This is a genomic window from Alteromonas sp. DY56-G5, from assembly GCF_041414725.1.
Classification (GTDB): Bacteria; Pseudomonadota; Gammaproteobacteria; order Enterobacterales; family Alteromonadaceae; genus Alteromonas; species Alteromonas macleodii.
This window is the reverse complement of the sequence record NZ_JANHZQ010000033.1, coordinates 1-17,394: the sequence shown is the minus strand read 5'-3', so window position 1 is coordinate 17,394 and position 17,394 is coordinate 1. Positions and strand designations below refer to the sequence as shown.

Below are 17,394 nucleotides of genomic sequence, written 5' to 3'. Positions count from 1 at the left end.
AGGGTGTTAACTTTTATACAAAGTTCACCGCTACGCATTTTTACCTGATAGCCAAGTTGCATTTCCCTTCAGTGAAACTCAAGAGGGGGCGATGCTTTAGGCAATACTCACCTTATTTTTTATGTCGAGACCAGTAGTCGTTAACCGTTTCTTTCATCTCTTTGCAAAGCAACATGATGCCGAACAAGTTTGGCAAGGTCATTACCACGATAGCCACAGCTGAAAGTGCCCAAACTAATGTGGTGTCAGAGAATGCAGCCCAAACGAAACCGGCGACGTAGATGACGCGATACGGCATTACGGAGCGAGGACCGAACAAATATGTCATAGCGCGATCACCATAATATGACCAAGCGATGGCGGTTGAGAACGCAAACAGCATAAGCCCAATTGACACAATATATTGACCGAAATCGCCAAAGAAACCGCGAGTAAAGGCAATGGTGGTGAGCGCTGCCGAGTGAACCAGTGACTTACCGCTTACTTCAAGGTTCTCTTTAACCGGCTTTCCGTCGACAATCTTAAGCGTGCCAGTAAACAAGTCTTCACTACCTACTGCATACTTCACGTTTTCTGCTACAGACCTAGCGTTAAGCAGTGTAAAACCATCGCTTACCGCCGTGCCGTTAACAACGGTAATTGAGCCAGTATAAGGCTGTACATTGTTGCCTTCAATTTCATTCAAGTAACCATATAGTTTGTTTACGTCATCCTGATTCGAGTCGTCGTATTGACCTGCAACAAAGTACATGTCTGAACGATCGAAGACGTTTTCGTGTTTTTCTTTCCACACGCCCGACGACAGAATAACCAAACCCGTTACGGTACAAATTAGAATAGTGTCGATAAAGGGTTCAAGCAGTGACACCATACCTTCTGAAGCAGGCTCTTTCGTTTTTGCTGCTGCGTGAGCGATAGGTGCAGAGCCTTGACCCGCTTCGTTTGAAAACAAGCCTCGGTTAACCCCACGGTTAAACGCATAAGCTAACGAAGCTCCCAAGAAACCACCTGCGGCAGCTGAACCAGTAAACGCATCACCGATAACTGCGGCAAACGAAGGCCCTATGTTGTCAAGATTAGCGAAAATAACCGCTAGCGCACCGATGAGGTAGATAACAGCCATAACTGGAACAACACGCGCTGTAAACGCGGCAATGCGTTGGATACCACCAAGAATAACTAAGGCTAGAAGAATACCCAGTACACTACCTACCATCCAAGGCTCGAAGCCAAATGTTGCTTCGATACTTTGCGCGATACCATTACTTTGAGGAAGGTTTCCGGTACCAAATGAGCTGACTACCGTTGCAACAGCAAATGCAACCGCTAACCACTTCATGTTTAGGCGACGGTCCATGTAATACATAGGGCCACCGGCCATGGTGCCGTCTTCTGTCTTTACTCGATATTTGTGCGACAGAGTAACTTCAACGAATTTTGTAGTCATACCTAAAAAGGCGGTTACCCACATCCAAAATAGTGCAGCGGGGCCACCAAGGAAAATAGCGAATGCAACACCTGAGATGTTACCTGTACCTACGGTACCAGACAGTGCGGTTGTAAGTGCGCGAAAGTGCGTGGTGTCGCCTGGATCGCTTTCTTTATCAAACTTACCGGTAACAACCTGCCAGGCATGTCTAAAGAAACGAATTTGCGGAAATTTAAGATAAACCGTAAAGAAAAGACCTACGCCTAACAGTACATAAGGAAACCAGAACGCGCCTCCTAAGAATCCATCGAGCATAGTTAGAAAACCATATAACCCTTCCAACGTTATTCCCCTTTTTTATTATGTTTAATTGTTGTTTTATTTTAATAATTAAAAGGCCTCTTTTTGTCGAGGCCTTTTTTGCGGAAGCTTTCGCTTCCTTATTCTTGTTTTATTGCTCTGATGCTTTTAGCTTTTTAACAACTGCATTCACACCAATAAGTAAATCTTCACCTAATTGACGGCTACGCTGTACCGACCAACCGTAGATATCGTCCGGTACATCTGCATTGTCTTTAAATGGCATTTCCACTGTATATGCCATACATTTGAATTTCTCGCCCACCGCATTTGACGCTACGGTTAAATTAGCCTTGCCTGGCTCATCTTTATCGTAACCAAATTCATCTTGAAACTCTGGCGTAGCGTTCAACAGAGCATCTTTAAACGTATTTTCAAGCATTTTGATGGTGTCATTGTAGCTAGGGTTACCTTCACTTCCTGCGACAAAGTTGTACGGCAATGCCTCATCACCGTGCAAATCAAGATACATGTCTACACCAATTTCGCTCATTGCATTCAGTACGTAAAGTACTTCTGGGCTTTTTTCTTTCGATGGTGTCGCCCACTCACGGTTTAGATTGGTTCCTACAGCGTTGGTACGCAGATGACCGCGTGCGCTGCCGTCTGGGTTCATGTTTGGCACAATGTAGAAAACAGCATTATCAAGCAACTGTCGCGCCAAACCATCTTGCTCGTCGAGCAGACGATAAATAATACCTTCGGCACACCACTCGGCCATGGTTTCGCCAGGGTGTTGACGTGCCGTGATCCAGACTTTTTTCTTTTCTGGTGTTTCTTCACCGATAACCAGCATAGACATATCACGGCCATCAAGGGTAAGGCCTAGGAATTTGTGCTCGCACAGTAGTGACATCTGCGCGTCGTGCACAAGATCAAGGTGACGTTCGTAGCTAAAAGGAATGAAATACGCGAAGTATACACTTGGCTGTTCTAGCGTTAGTGAGAACGTAAGATTGTCACCGTCAAATTCGCTAGGAATTCTAAACCAAGTTTGACGGTCGTAAGACGCTAGAACGTTATATCCCTTCCAACCTTCTGGATACGCTGACTTAGCCAGATTACCAATCGTCATTGTGTGAGTTACAAAAGTTTCGCCCACTAAACGAAAATGGAACCACTGAGCAAATTCAGATTGGTTGTCGTTGGGAATGGTTAGACGGATATCGTCTGGTGATTGTGCGCTAACAACTTCAATGTTACCGCTGTCGAATTGACTGGAAATATGCATAGACTGTCGTTTTCCTCATTATTTGAGCGCTAATTTAGCATAGACGTAAACACAAATTCCACGCGCACAGCGGGTTTTGTACTATAGAAAGTATACAAAATGTTTACACCATCAAAAAACCGACCACTTAGGTCGGTTTTTTATACAGTTAATTAAACTGCGTGTTGCTTAAAGCGGCAACGTAGGGAAACTTAGCCCTGCCATATCACGAACTACACGTAGTACCTGACAGCTGTAACCAAACTCGTTGTCATACCACACGTATAGTGTCAGGCGGTTATCTGCGGCGATGGTCGCCTGAGAGTCAACCACAGACGCAGCGCGAGAGCCGACTAAGTCTGTTGACACAATCTCTTTACTTGCCGTGTAGTCAATTTGGTGTTGAAGCTTTGAGAACAACGCGGTATCGCGCAAGAACTCGTTAACTGCAATACGATCCACTGGTGTTTTAAGATTTAGGTTCAAAATCGCTAGCGACACATTAGGTGTAGGTACGCGGATAGCATTACCGGTAAGTTTACCTGCCAGTTTTGGGTACGCTTTGGCAACGGCTTTCGCAGCGCCCGTTTCGGTAATAACCATATTAAGTGGCGCACTACGTCCACGACGATCACCTTTGTGGTAGTTATCGATAAGGTTTTGGTCGTTGGTGTAAGAGTGAACGGTTTCAACGTGACCGTTTTCAATGCCATACTCTTCGTCTAGCGCTTTAAGTACCGGCGTTATTGCGTTAGTCGTACAGCTTGCAGCAGACACAATTGTATCTTCTGGTGTTACTTCTTCGTCATTTACACCGTGTACGATGTTCTTGATGTCACCTTTACCCGGGGCAGTAAGGATAGCTTTCGCTGCCCCCTTAGCTTTAAGGTGTAGGCCAAGGCCATCGCGGTCACGCCAGATACCCGTGTTGTCTACGATGATAGCGTTATCGATACCATATTGCGTGTAATCCACTTCATCTGGGCTGTTGGCATAAATGACTTGAATGTATGAACCGTTTGCTTTTAGCGCGTTACGCTCGTGGTCAACTGTGATGCTGCCGTTGAACGGCCCATGCACTGAATCGCGGCGCAGTAAGCTTGCGCGTTTTTCTAGGTCGCCATCGCGCCCGCCACGAACCACAATGGCACGTAAGCGAAGCTTATTGTTTTTACCTTGGCGTTCAATAAGCAAGCGAGCAAGTAAACGACCTATACGGCCAAAACCATATAGTACAACGTCCTGAGGTTTCTGATCGTCCTCTTTATCGGCAACGTCGTTTAGTTTTTCGTTAAGGTAGGCCGTAAGGTCGTTGTTGTCGACCGCAGAACCGTAGTGAAAATCAAAAGCCAATTTACCAATATCAATTTGTGCAGGAGCAAGCTTCATGTTGCTCAAGGCTTCTAAGATTGGATAGCTTTCGCGTAGGCGTAGCTTAATACCTTCGTGCAGACGCACTTTACGGTGCGCTTTGATAACATCAATAGCACTAGCGTTCAGTAGCGAGCGTCCATAAACCGAAATTTCAACTGCCTTATTGCGATACAATTTACCAATAAGGGGCAACATCATTTCTGCGTATTCCTGACGCTCTTGCCAGCTGCTTTGTAATTCCTGCTCAAACTGTTGATTCATGCTTCTGCCTTCATCGATATTAATTTAACGGTGTTGTCATTGTTGTATGCGCAGCCAATTTTTTTGTGGCACAAACACGTACAACTAATCCTAATTACGCGTCAGCTTTTTATTATTTTTAGGGTACACTAGGTGAGTTTTCGCCTGACGGTGACGAGCAGTATCTTAAATAAACAAGCAAGGAAGACCAAATTGTTGATAAGTTTCAAAACCTCTATGAAAACTCGTATAACAGAGAGTTTATTTAGTAAGTTTCCAACAAAAGGTTATGTAACGACGGTGTGGCTGGCAGCAGCGACAACACTGACGGGTTGTGGCGATCTTTTTGAACCTACTATCAGTGAAATTTGTGAATCTCACAGCGAGATTTGCTTAGATTTGAGTTTGGATGCCCGTTGTCGCGGCGAGCGAGCTGAGATTATTCGCTTGCGTTACTACAATCAAGATTCAAAAGACGACGCTTACAAGTACCCTCTCCTTCTGAACTTCGAAGAGTATCTAACCTGCGTCGAAGAAGTGCAGCATATCGAACACATTAAACGTAAAGGCAAGGAAGCGACACGGCTAAAAGGCGTTATTACTGCTCAGCGTGAAATTAAACGCCTAAGCCGCGAGACGAAAGACTCCCTTGATCCTTACCTTTCTTACTATCATTGGACACGATATAACGACAAAGAGGCTTTTCATCGCTTTGAGCGCTACGCTGCCAGCAACCGTGTAAGCGATCCAAAGCTACTGGTCGCACTGGCCTCTGTTCAGATTAAAACAGACCAAAAGCGTACTATTGAAACCTTATATCGCGCGCTAAGTTTATATACAGATAGCGACGACATTGATGTCAGTATTTTCTACTCTCTTGCTTCAATGGGAATGGATATGGACAACTATCGCCTTGCCTATGTTTGGTATGGTGTGGCTGAAGCCTTCGATGAGAGACTTAACGACACTCAGCGTGTTCAACTTGGACAACGCTATGCCCTTCCAGTAGGCATTCTAGATAACATTGTTGATGAAATAGTCAGTAATTTGAATAGCGCGACCTTCAACGCAGATTCATTGAAACTGGATAAGCTCTGATTTTTTGAAACTCAATTACACAATTTCATTGGTAAATAATTAAAAAAACCGCCATTTATGGGCGGTTTTTTATGATTGGATCTCTCGACTTCCCACGTGAGGTCAAAATTTAATCAGATGTTTACCTTAATCAAGCGCTCACCTAGGGCTTTTTAACCTTTAATTTGTGTATCATCTTCGCCTTTAAAGGTCATAGATAGCGAATTTACGCAGTAGCGTTGACCCGTTGGCGCAGGACCATCTGGAAATACATGGCCTAAGTGCGAGCCACACTGCTTACAAAAAATCTCAACCCTACGCATACCGTGACTCAAGTCTTCTCTGTAATCTACATTACCGTCATCAAGCTGCTTATAGAAAGAAGGCCATCCACAACCAGCATCAAATTTAGTATCTGAGGGGAAAAGTGGCGCTTCGCAGCACTTACACACGTACAATCCATCTCGCTGCTCGTCTAGCAATACTCCAGTGAAAGGTCGCTCAGTACCCGCTTCGCGGCATACATAATATTCCTCGTCAGTGAGCTCAGTTTTCCAGTCTTTTTTAGCTACTGATGCGTTTGCTTTTTCATCTGTCGACATAACTTACCTCTTAAAACAAAAAAGGTGTATTTGAAAACAAATACACCTTTCGATAGTTTACGCTCAATTATGAGCGCGTGTAACACTATTTAGTTCATACTATTTTTTGATAGCGGTTTGCGGACGTGCAGGATCACTCCACTCGATGTGATACTTTTTACCTGCTGGCTTATCTACACGCTGATAAGTATGTGCGCCAAAATAATCGCGCTGGCCTTGCAGCAAATTAGCAGGTAGCACGGCTGTGCGATACGAATCGTAATAGCTTAGCGCCGACATCATTGCAGGGCAAGGCACGCCAGCCAGTGTCGCCTGTGCAATTGACTCACGCCAGTCAGCTTGATACTGCGTAATTTGTTCCGCAAAGAACGGGTCCAATAGCAAGTTGGCTAAGTCTTCGTTATTCTCGTAAGCCTGAGAAATAGACTGAAGAAATACGGCGCGAATAATACAGCCTGCACGCCATATTTTCGCTATTTCACCAAACTCCAGTGTCCAGCCGTGTTCTTTGCCTGCCATAGCCATTAACTGGAAGCCCTGTGCGTACGCACAGATTTTAGAGCAATAAAGCGCTTGCTCTAGCTTGTTAATGATCGACATTTTCTCATCATCGCTGAACGATGGCGCATCAGGGCCAGCAAGAACCTTGCTCGCAGCTACACGCTCGTCTTTCAAACTAGAAATACTGCGCGCGAATACCGCAGAAGTGATGGTCTGTGCCGGACTACCTACCTGTAATGCGCTTACTGCAGTCCAAAGGCCTGTACCTTTTTGACCTGCTCTATCTAAGATCACATCAACCAACGGCTGCTGTGTTTCTGGATCCATTTGCTCAAGAACTTCAGCACTAATTTCCATCAGGTAGCTATTCAGCTTGCCTTCGTTCCAGCGACGAAACACCTCTGCTATTTCAGCTGGCGCCATATGTAGCGCTTCGCGCATAACATGGTAAGTTTCGCAGATAAGCTGCATGTCGGCGTATTCGATACCGTTGTGCACCATTTTTACATAGTGCCCGGCTCCAACCGGACCGATGTAGGTCGCACATGGTTCGCCTTCTAACACTGGTTGACCTGGCGTATGGCTTTCTAATGGTTTACCTGTTTCTGGGTCAACCTTTGCAGCAATAGCTTTAAGAACAGGCTCAATGCGTGTCCATGCATAAGGGTTGCCTGAAGGCATAAGAGATGGCCCGAAACGAGCGCCTACTTCACCACCTGACACGGCGGTAGAGAAGAAGATAAATTTACCTTTGTACTGCTCTTCACGTGCTACAGAGTCTGTCCACAAACTGTTGCCAGTATCAACCACGATATCGTCAGCGTGAATTCCGGCGTCAATAAGATGATTGCAAACGTGGTCAACAGGATCGCCAGCAGGCACAGAGATAATAATAAGATGCGGGGCTTTTAACTTGCTTAAAAGCTCGGTGTAAGAACTGCAGCCTTCAACACGAGGCTCAGTATTTTCAGCTCTTTCGCTTGCGTCTTTGGCAAGAATAGACTCAACTTTGTTTTGGTCTAAATCGAAACACGCTACACGATAGCCATGGTCCACTAGGTTCATGGTTAGGTTACTACCCATCACCCCTAAACCGATAAAACCAATATCACACGACTTGTCTTCGTGCGAATTACCACCTTTCTTTTGCATAGGAACACCCTCACATTTCAGATGGCTGCGCATGATACCACCTGAAAGAATAAAGAACAGTCTAAGCTAACAATTTAGTGCGCAGTGGTGTAATTGTCACCAGCGGTAAACATTAACGGGTTTTGTAAGCTAGTTTAGCCGAGATTTTGGCACGCATTCAGCACCTGTGTTACGCGCTCTCGCCCATGCTGTATGAAATTCACACAAAGGTAAAGACTCTGTTTCTTATTCAGCTAACGTGCACTGAGTTTAGAGCCGTTTAGCGGTACTCTTAAATTCTTTAAAGGCATCCTTAACCAAGTATAAGGTCGTATTGTAAGCCATTATTCTATCCAGAGAACTGAGAAAAACTGAACAACGTTAGCGATTTGCTGGCCTGTAAAAACACCTTCTGAATGCAAATTGAAGGCTGTTCTTCAAGAGAGCTGTAGCGCGTATCCAAGTGCATGGTCCACCCTCCCCTGGGTATGACAGAAGGTAGGTGAAAACGCACGTCGCTTTCACTTGCATTAACACACAAAAACCAGTGCTCTGGCTTCTGGTCGCCCGTTACACAACCTTTTATTTCCACACCAAACGCTTTGTTATGATGCGCATTCCAGTCTTCAGACGCTTTGTCAGAACCATCGGGCTTATACCAATTTATTTCTTTTACATTTCGTGAGAGCGTAAAAGTATCATCGTGCAGCTTTAGTTCGCTTAACAGTGAAGAGGACTGACGCAAACGGATCACATATTGGCAGAAGCTAAGAAAATCTTGCTTGCGCTTGTTTAATTCCCAATTCATCCAGCTAATAGGATTATCCTGACAATAGGCATTATTATTGCCATTTTGGGTGCGGCTTAATTCATCGCCACCAAGAATATGCGGGGTACCTTGCGAGAAGATCAGCGTTGCAAAGAGATTGCGCTTTTGACGCTCACGCATAGCGAGTATCTGCTCGTCATTCGTTTCCCCTTCAATACCATAATTGGCAGACAGGTTGTGTCCATGGCCATCTCGATTTTCTTCTAAGTTATCGAGATTGTGACGTTCGGCGTAGGTCACCATATCGTGCAGCGTGAACCCATCGTGATATGTCACGTTATTTACCGACGTACTGATATGTCGATGGCCTTTGTGAAATATATCCCGTGAGCCCATTAAACGGGTAGCAAAGTCCGCGGTAACGCCATCGTCTCCACGCCAGAAGGCGCGCACCGTATCGCGGTATTTATCATTCACCTCTAACCACGGGGACGGAAAGTTACCCACTTGGTAGCCGCCAGGCCCAATATCCCAGGGTTCGGCAAGCAATACCCTCTCTTTTAGAACAGGGTCGCTACTAATGGCTCTCAGCAGCCCAGATTTTTTACTATATTCTTGTGGCTCTCTTCCCAAGCATACTGCTAAATCGAAACGAAAGCCGTCAACGCCAATTACGGATACCCAGTGGCGCATGGCATCTAAAATAAGTCCCATCATAAATGGCTGCGCGGTATTTACCGTGTTACCACAGCCTGAATGGTTGGAATAAACCAATTCTCCGTTTTTCGTTTGCTCTAATAAGTACGCTTGGTAAGGGCAAAACCCCTTATAAGAAAGAATAGGACCGCCATTGCCTGCCTCTGCTGTATGGTTAAATACCACATCAACAATAACCTCAAGTCCGGCAGTATGATAAGCATCTACCATAGACTTCAGTTCAGCAAGCGCGTCTGCCACACCGTAGCGTGGTTCAGGTGCAAAGAAGTTAACCGGGTTATATCCCCAATAATTGGTTAAGCCTTTCTCTGTAATAAATGGTTCAGGCATGAATGAACACAACGGCATAAATTGCACCGTGGTTATGCCTAATGCTTTGAGATGCTTGATGACACTCGGATGGGCAGCACCGATAAATTTGCCACGGTGTTCTTTAGGTACATCGGGATGGAGTTTTGTGAGCCCTTTAATATGTGCTTCGTAAACTACTCGCTTGTGTTTCGGTATAACAGGCGCGCTAACATGACTGGGCGCATAGTCATTTTGATCAATTACTATGCACTTGGGGATCATAAACTGAGAGTCGTGTTTGTATTGCCTAGCGTCCCATTTTATTGCGCGACTAATTTTCTTGGCGTAAGGGTCGATTAGCAGTTTGTCGGTGGGTACCGCATGTAACCCTCCCTCACCGCGTTCTACGCGATAACCATAGTATTGTCCTGCGCTAACGCCGCTGTAACGACCGTGCCAAACATCACCAGTTTTCTCAGGCAAAGGATGCTCACTCACCGCCTCTTCTGTGTCACTATTGAAAAAACACAACACGACCGCCTTCGCATCGGGCGCGTATACGGCAAAATTACAACCATCTTGTGTAACTGTTGCGCCAAGTGGATATGCCTTCCCCATTCCACTTTCTACAATTAGTGCGGTGTCTCGAATTTCGTTCACTTCGTTCTCAATTTATCTCTTCACTAGGGCGTGTCGCCCTAGTCGGATTAATCCACATTGGCAACATAAAATACCGTGGCTAGCGGCGGTAACGTGATTTCTGCAGAGTGAGTACGCTCATTCCAAGGTATGGTTTGCGTATTAACAGTAGAAGCAACGTCGTAGCCACTACCCCAATATGCACCATCATCAGTGTTTAGTGCTAGCGTTAGTGTGCATGCATCATCTACGCCTATTCTGAAGTTCTGACGTGGCACAGGCGTAAAATTAGATACCACATATACTTTTTGCTTCGCATCTTTTGACATGCGAACAAATGAAACCACGCTTTGGTCTGCATTATTGTGGTCGAGCCAAGCAAAGCCCCCTGGTTCGTGGTCTTGCTCGTAAAGCGCTGGCGTAGACGTATAGAGGTTGTTGAGCGCCTTATAAAGCGCTTGAATGCCTTTGTGTTTTTCGTAATCGAGCAAGTGCCAGTCTAAACTACTGTCATGGTTCCATTCTCGTGCCTGCGCAAGCTCGTTCCCCATAAAGTTAAGCTTCTTACCGGGGTGACCGTACATAAAGCCCGCATAACAACGCAGGTTAGCAGCTTGCTGCCATTCATCGCCAGGCATTTTATGCAGCATACTGCCTTTGCCGTGTACCACTTCATCGTGCGAGATAGGCAGCACAAAGTTTTCGTCAAACGCGTAAACCATGCTGAAGGTAATATCGCCATGGTGATAGTTGCGATAGGCGGGGTCTTTAGCGATGTAGTGTAATGAGTCGTGCATCCATCCCATGTTCCACTTAAAGCCAAAGCCCAAACCACCATCAAATACTGGGCGAGAAACCTTGGGAAACGACGTTGATTCTTCGGCAATTGTCATGGCGTCTGGGAAGTGCTTGTACACTTCTTCATTCATCCATTTCAGTAAGCTGATGGCTTCGTAGTTTTCGTTGCCACCATCCACATTCGGGATCCACTCTCCGTCATTGCGTGAATAGTCGAGATAAAGCATGGATGCCACTGCATCAACCCTGAGTCCATCAACGTGAAATTTGTCTAGCCAAAACAGTGCGTTTGCAACTAAAAACTGACGAACTGTGTCTTTGCCGAAATCGTAAATGCAAGAATTCCAATCCGGATGCCAACCTTTCCTCGGATCTTCATATTCATAAACACAAGAACCATCAAATCGCGCCAAGCCATGGCCGTCTTCCGGGAAATGTGCAGGTACCCAGTCGATAATTACGCCTATACCTGCTTGGTGAGCCTTATCAACAAAGTATTTAAATTCATCTGGGTTTCCAAATCTACTCGTTGGTGCGAACATTCCCACGGGCTGATAGCCCCACGAACCGTCGAAAGGAAACTCGGAAATAGGCAGCAATTCAACGTGAGTGTAACCCATATCGCTGACGTAGCTTATTAAGTCATCGGCCAGCGCTTTATAAGTAAGATAGCGCGCATCAGTTTCAATACCCGGGCGCTTCCAAGAGCCAAGGTGCACCTCATAAATGCTCATTGGGCTGTTGTATTTATTCCTCTTTCGCTTTTCCACCCATGCACTATCATTCCACTCATAGTTATTGTGGTTGTAAATTTTCGAAGCATGAGAAGGATACTGCTCTGCACTGAAGCCAAGTGGGTCAGCCTTGTGCGGTAGGTCGTGGCCGTGTGCATCTTTAATATGATACTTGTAGCGCTCTCCCTCTGCGAGTTCTGGCACAAACAGTACCCAGTATCCCATGGAGGTCTTTTCCATAGGATGCGTGCGCCCATCCCACTGATTGAAATCGCCAATGAGCGACACCGTACTCGCATTGGGCGCGAAAACGCAGAACCTGACACCTTTTATCGCATCGCCTTTTGAAGAAGCGAGTGTTAAAAGTTGCGCGCCCGCTTGCTCATACAAGTTTGAAGGCTTGCTATCGATGTAGTGTACCGCATGATACGCCTGCTCGGAGAATTGATAAGGATCGATATAGCCCTTATCGTCATTCAAGCCTTCGGCGATAACGCGATAAACCTCACCCTGATATTCATTAGGCAGTGGTGTTTCAAAAAGACCATTTTTGGAGGTAACGTTTACATTTGCTAGCGCTGCATTCTCCCATTCAATCGTTATCTTGCTGACATTAGGACGCCAAACGCGAAGTACCGACTTCTGCTGATTTTTAACTACACCTAAATGGGAAAACGGCTGAGAACATAATACCTGTTCAAACTGCTGCGCTAATTGCATTCGCTACTCCTAGTAAAAACCCGCATGGCAGCGGGTTGAATTGTGAGCTTAAATGCGTTGTATACATTTAAGCTCTATCAAGTACCGTCTTGGTACTTTATCTTACTCGTTTAAGTTACCCAGGCAACCGCCTATTATCATTTCTTTGATAATGGCAATTAACCCTGACTTGCTTGCTTTCTGGCATGAGTAAGTTTAGACGCCAACTCATTTATATCATGTCTATCGAACATCGACTCTATATTCTCTGTGAGTTTTCTTCGCCAGTTTGGATACTCGTCAAAAGTACCAGGAATATTGACCGGCTTATCCATTTCTAACCAGTCTTCCAATTGCAGGCTCAATAATGCGCTCGAGCCACCTGCCATGTGCACCTGCATACCGTTATTCAGTTCGCGATTCATACCCGTATGATTAACATCGCGGCCTACATTGTCGCCAATTGAACCGTGGCCGTGCAACGTATCAAGTATTGCCTGTTTATTTTCATGACGATCCGCATAAAGCGTTTGAAGGATTTCTTCTGTTGGATAAAGCCCTATTTCTTTGCCTAGCTCTAAATCTAAACAGTGCCAGTAACCAATCAGCGTTGGCATATCGTGAGTAGTCAACGTTGACATAGACTGAACAGGGTAATGGCTAGGTGAGAAGAAACCGCCGTCTTCCGCTTGTTCGAAGAAAAATACGCGGTATGAGTACACGCCATTATCAGCAAGCTTGCTGCGAATTTCTTCTGGTACAGTACCCAAGTCTTCACCGATAACCAGGCTCTGATTGCGGTGACTTTCTAACGCTAGAATACCGAGTAAATCGTCTACAGGATAATAAACATAGCCGCCATCTTTTGCGTTATCGCCTTTCACAACCCACCATAAACGCAGCAACGCCATGACGTGATCGATACGCAATGAGCCTGACGACGCCATGTTAGACGCAAACAGGTCAATAATGGGCTGGTAACCCTGTTCATACAGCTTACGAGGATCCATAGGCGGCAGCCCCCAGTTCTGGCCTAGTGGGCCCAAGATATCCGGTGGAGCACCTACACTTGCGCCTGTGCAGTATAGGTCTTTGTTACCCCAAATTTCCGCACTTCCTTCACTAACGCCTACCGCCAAGTCGCGATAAAGACCAATGGTCATGCCTGCATCAGTAGCTTTGTTGCTTGCAAGCTCAAGCTGTTGGGCGGCAATCCACTGTAGGAACAAGTAAAATTTGACGTCTTGTTCGTTTGCACTCTTAAACTTAGCCACGGCTGGGTTGTAATAGTCTTTGTAATCTTGTGGGAATACCGGCCATCCCCAGCTGTCTTTACCTTCAGCTTTTAGGTGCGATTGCAAGGCGTCGTACACCGCTAACATATCTAAGCTTTCACCGCCCGCTTCTACGAAGGCTTTAAACGCTTTATTTTGCTTTGTGCTTTTACGAAGGTATTTGGCATCGTAAACATCAAATACTGCTTTAAGCGCAGCCAGTTTCACATGGGCGACTGCCTCGTAGTCTACATGTTCTACGTTACGAGCATGTTCAAGCGTGGCTTTAAACTCATCACTGCTCACTACCGCTTGTACTGATGCATCGTCATAGCCGTCAATGGCAGTCACATCGATATACAAATAATTAAGCCAGCGACGTGAGCTTGGCCCATAAGGCGAGCACGCGTTGGGATTTGCAGGGTAAAGCGCATGAATAGGATTAAGTCCGATAAAGTCTGCGCCCACACCAGCGGCTTTTTCAATAAGCAGAGCTAAATCAGAAAAATCACCAATCCCCCAGTTCTTTTCACTGCGAACGCAGTAAAGTTGAACGCTTAAGCCCCATATTTTTTTGCCTTCTTTAATTTCGTTTGGCGTGTAGCACGCTTCTGGAGCCACAATTAAGCGAGAACGCGCAAACTCATCGTAATCAGCGCTTAAGGCTACATCGTGATAACCAAGGGGCAAATCTAAAGGCAGTGTTACTACGTATTCATGAAACTCTACATCGTCGATATGCGCCATCGTCGTCATTTCTTGGTCAACTGGCGTAAATTGATGAGTGAGCACGTCACCATTTTCACAGGTGACCGTGAGCGTGTGATCATCGTTCACTAACTCGATAGGCAAACGAACAGCTAGATTAATTTCTTGGGTATTGCGAACCACTTGAACAGGATTTAACGGCGACAACCATACCGACTTTATATCTTGTGTAATTTGTGACTGAATTTTTTCATCACTGCTGGTGTCATAGCCAAGTGTGTTAAGCAGTTTTGCTTTACTTGATTCTGCGATGGTTGCTGGCTTTCCCCATGCGTCGACGTATTGGGTTTCAATTCCCCGCATTTCAACCAGTTGTTGCAGAAGTTGTTGTGTCATGGTGTGTCATTCCTGTTATTCGGTAAAAGACGCAAAGCAAATTAAGCATAGTGCGTCTACAAACAAATTTTTAACATTATTCTAGAAACAAGGGCTTGGCGATATCTGAATACGATTGCAATAGCACTTATTCGTAATTTTGCAACACTTTGGCTTTTTATTTTGCTAATTATGACATTTTGATCCATACTTTACGTAATTTATTTTCATTTTATTTAAATAATCGGGGTACGTTATGACAATTCGCATCGGTATCAATGGTTTTGGCCGTATTGGACGCCTAGTAATGCGCGCAGCAGCAGAGCGCAACGACATCGAAGTTGTTGCAATAAACGACTTACTAGACACGGACTACATTGCTTATCTATTGAAATACGACTCGACTCACGGTTTATTCGACGGTGAAGTTACAGTAGATAACAATAGCCTAGTTGTAAACGGCAAAACTATCCGCATTACATCTGAAAGAGATCCAGCTGCACTTAAGTGGGATGAAGTAGACGTTGACGTGGTTGTTGAATCAACAGGTCTGTTCCTGACTAAAGAAACTGCCGCGAAGCACATCGAAGCTGGCGCGAAGAAAGTTGTTATGTCTGCACCTTCTAAAGATGACACGCCTATGTTCGTTATGGGTGTAAACCAAGAAAGCTACGCTGGCGAAACTATTGTTTCAAACGCGTCTTGCACAACTAACTGTCTTGCTCCTCTTGCCAAAGTGCTTAACGATAAATTTGGTATTGTAGACGGTTTGATGACAACGGTTCACGCAACAACTGCAACACAGAAAACGGTAGACGGTCCTTCAATGAAAGACTGGCGTGGTGGTCGTGGTGCTGGTCAGAACATCATTCCATCATCAACCGGTGCAGCAAAAGCAGTAGGTAAAGTTATCCCTGAGCTTAACGGCAAGTTAACAGGTATGGCTTTCCGTGTACCTACACCAAACGTTTCAGTAGTAGACCTTACTGTAAACCTTGCGAAGCCTGCTAGCTACGATGAAATTTGTGCAGCAATGAAAGAAGCTTCAGAAGGCGAGCTTAAAGGTATCATGGGTTACACAGAAGATGCGGTTGTGTCTAACGACTTCCTTGGCGACGCTCGCACATCGGTATTTGACGCCACAGCAGGTATCGCACTTACTGATACATTCGTTAAACTCGTTTCTTGGTACGACAACGAATGGGGCTACTCAAACAAGGTTCTAGACCTTGTGGCTCATATTTCTAAGTAATTAACGGTATTAAGCGAAAATAGTTAAACTATTCACGCTAAAGTTGAGTTAATCTAAAGGTGTAAACACGGCGTTTGCACCTTTTTTGTTTTTCGTGGTCGTAAACACGCAAAATAACGATATTCCAGCGACATACGCTTTCCCGTCGCTTACCCTTTGTTGTTTTCTTATTAGTCCAAGGAGGGCTTATGCCACCTGTGAGTTCAGTTACCGTTAGTGAGTCTAATGGACTTACCTTTTTAGACGTAGATAATGCGTTTTCCTCTGCGCGTATTAGCCTATTTGGCGGTCATATCTTGTCATATGTGCCTAAAAGCGATGGTAGAGAGCGTCTTTGGGTAAGCCCCCATGCTTACTTGAACGGAGAGCGACCTATTCGCGGTGGTATTCCGGTGTGCTGGCCTTGGTTTAGCGATGATCACGGTCGAGAAAAAGGTGCCCTCCCCGCTCACGGCTTTTTGAGAACACAAGTGTGGAAGCTGATTCATTCAGAAGATACAGAAAGCGGAACAACGATTACGCTTTCGCCAAGCTTTACCCGAGCTGAAGGGTTTGAGAACGATTGTAACGTGACCATGGTAATTACAGTTGGTGAGACGATGGACGTCGCGCTAACTACAGAAAATACGGGTGTTGTACCATTCGAATTTAACTGTGCGCTACATACATATTTCCACGTTGATCACATTCAACATACCCAAATAACTGGAATTGAAGGTCAATATAAAGACAAACTTGACGACTGGGGACTTAAGACGACACCGAGTCCTTACACCATCACAGGCGAAACGGATCGCATTCATGTTGCGCCGATTAAAACAGCAGAAATTGAAGTCGAAGGCAACACGTTTACGGAAGTGGTATCCGACGGCAATGACTCTTTGGTAGTGTGGAACCCGTGGTTAGGCGCAGCGTCTATTTCAGACATGGACCCATTTGGCTATAAGCATATGTTGTGCGTAGAAACATCGCTAACTCAGGGAAAGACACTGTCCCCCGGTGCTAGCCACACACTGAAACAAACTATTGTTCCGAAGTAAATTATTTGAAGTGCAAGCGCAATTTCGCTGACACTTTAGAAGGTAGACAGTCGCAGTTCACGATCAAGAGATAAAAAAAAACCTGCCAATGAGCAGGTTTCAGATTGATGATAAACCCCTCTTTTTTCGGAGGGGTTTATTTTTTCTAGCAGCCGAAGGCTGCGATCGCGATAT

The 17,394-nt window shown here is 45.3% G+C and carries 11 protein-coding genes; 3 read left to right on the top strand and 8 right to left on the bottom strand.

From position 1 onward, the window contains the following. Positions 1-112: 112 nt before the first annotated feature. From NO989_RS15365 to NO989_RS15355, 3 genes are all read right to left on the bottom strand, one after another. Positions 113-1,771 carry an alanine/glycine:cation symporter family protein gene (locus NO989_RS15365; RefSeq protein WP_371342830.1) on the bottom strand — a complete coding sequence of 553 codons (1,659 nt, stop codon included), beginning with the start codon at positions 1,769-1,771 and terminating at the stop codon, positions 113-115. Positions 1,772-1,880: 109 nt separating this feature from the next. Then, complete coding sequence (locus NO989_RS15360) at positions 1,881-3,020, bottom strand: M14-type cytosolic carboxypeptidase (RefSeq protein ID WP_039225346.1); 1,140 nt, start codon at positions 3,018-3,020, stop codon at positions 1,881-1,883. Positions 3,021-3,188: 168 nt separating this feature from the next. Continuing rightward, the gene (locus NO989_RS15355; RefSeq protein WP_014979588.1) at positions 3,189-4,634 is read right to left on the bottom strand and encodes a glyceraldehyde-3-phosphate dehydrogenase; all 1,446 of its coding nucleotides are present in this window, start codon (positions 4,632-4,634) and stop codon (positions 3,189-3,191) included. 192 nt (positions 4,635-4,826) lie between these two features. Between NO989_RS15355 and NO989_RS15350 the strand changes: the two genes are divergently transcribed. Next, complete coding sequence (locus NO989_RS15350; RefSeq protein WP_069944506.1) at positions 4,827-5,711, top strand: DUF2989 domain-containing protein; 885 nt, start codon at positions 4,827-4,829, stop codon at positions 5,709-5,711. A 152-nt stretch (positions 5,712-5,863) separates the two neighbouring features. Here NO989_RS15350 and msrB read toward each other — a convergent pair whose 3' ends face one another. The 5 genes from msrB to malQ all read right to left on the bottom strand — a co-directional run bounded on the left by msrB (position 5,864) and on the right by malQ (position 14,949). Then, a complete protein-coding gene (msrB, locus tag NO989_RS15345) occupies positions 5,864-6,292 on the bottom strand; it encodes a peptide-methionine (R)-S-oxide reductase MsrB (RefSeq protein WP_014949842.1) in 429 nt (142 codons plus the stop codon). Between the two features lie 99 nt (positions 6,293-6,391). Further along, positions 6,392-7,945 carry an NADP-dependent phosphogluconate dehydrogenase gene (gene gndA / locus NO989_RS15340; RefSeq protein ID WP_014949843.1) on the bottom strand — a complete coding sequence of 518 codons (1,554 nt, stop codon included), beginning with the start codon at positions 7,943-7,945 and terminating at the stop codon, positions 6,392-6,394. Positions 7,946-8,273: 328 nt separating this feature from the next. Next, positions 8,274-10,361, bottom strand: a complete 2,088-nt coding sequence (gene glgX, locus NO989_RS15335; protein WP_081106095.1) for a glycogen debranching protein GlgX — start codon at positions 10,359-10,361, stop codon at positions 8,274-8,276. 47 nt (positions 10,362-10,408) lie between these two features. After that, positions 10,409-12,592: a 1,4-alpha-glucan branching protein GlgB gene (gene glgB, locus NO989_RS15330; RefSeq protein WP_371342829.1), complete on the bottom strand. Its 2,184-nt coding sequence runs from the start codon at positions 12,590-12,592 to the stop codon at positions 10,409-10,411. Positions 12,593-12,750: 158 nt separating this feature from the next. Beyond that, complete coding sequence (gene malQ, locus NO989_RS15325) at positions 12,751-14,949, bottom strand: 4-alpha-glucanotransferase (protein WP_371342828.1); 2,199 nt, start codon at positions 14,947-14,949, stop codon at positions 12,751-12,753. 235 nt (positions 14,950-15,184) lie between these two features. Between malQ and gap the strand changes: the two genes are divergently transcribed. Beyond that, positions 15,185-16,180, top strand: a complete 996-nt coding sequence (gene gap, locus NO989_RS15320; RefSeq protein WP_014976817.1) for a type I glyceraldehyde-3-phosphate dehydrogenase — start codon at positions 15,185-15,187, stop codon at positions 16,178-16,180. Between the two features lie 188 nt (positions 16,181-16,368). Continuing rightward, positions 16,369-17,220 carry a D-hexose-6-phosphate mutarotase gene (locus NO989_RS15315; RefSeq protein ID WP_061486038.1) on the top strand — a complete coding sequence of 284 codons (852 nt, stop codon included), beginning with the start codon at positions 16,369-16,371 and terminating at the stop codon, positions 17,218-17,220. Positions 17,221-17,394: the final 174 nt, after the last annotated feature.